Genomic DNA, 379 nt, shown 5'->3' with positions numbered 1-379 from the left:
TTCTATAAGTGCATACCTCTATCTCGTTTTTGATTCTTTTGTTGTTCTTGTTGCTGTTCCTGTTCTGAATATAATTCTGGATTCATTTTTTTATCTAAGTTTCCTGCTAAACCATTTAGTTTTGGTTCATCTTCTGTTAACTTATTAACTCTTTCCGCAAAGGTATTTCTTCCTAAAACTCGTTCTAACTCTTTTAGTAAGATTTTTAAAAGCTTTAACGCTATTTCTATATTCTCTTTAAGTGGCTTTGCATTTTCGTAAAGTTGGTTAAAATTATCGTCTGCGTTTTCAATACGCTCAACTGCTTTATTTAATAAATCATCTTTCTCTCGTATTTCCTTATCTTTATCATCTAAGGCTCTACCAGACTTTATATACT

At 30.6% G+C, this 379-nt stretch carries 1 protein-coding gene; it reads right to left on the bottom strand.

Going from position 1 to position 379, the window contains the following annotated elements:
- Window positions 1-2: 2 nt before the first annotated feature.
- A partial coding sequence (locus tag FMM79_RS00040; protein ID WP_371710481.1) for a hypothetical protein occupies window positions 3-379 on the bottom strand: 377 nt, incomplete at its 5' end.

The sequence above is a fragment of the Novosphingobium sp. BW1 genome (assembly GCF_008107685.1).
In the GTDB taxonomy this organism is placed as follows: Bacteria; Pseudomonadota; Alphaproteobacteria; order Sphingomonadales; family Sphingomonadaceae; genus Novosphingobium.
Note: the sequence above shows the minus strand (reverse complement) of the source record. Positions and strands in the feature narration are given on the sequence as shown.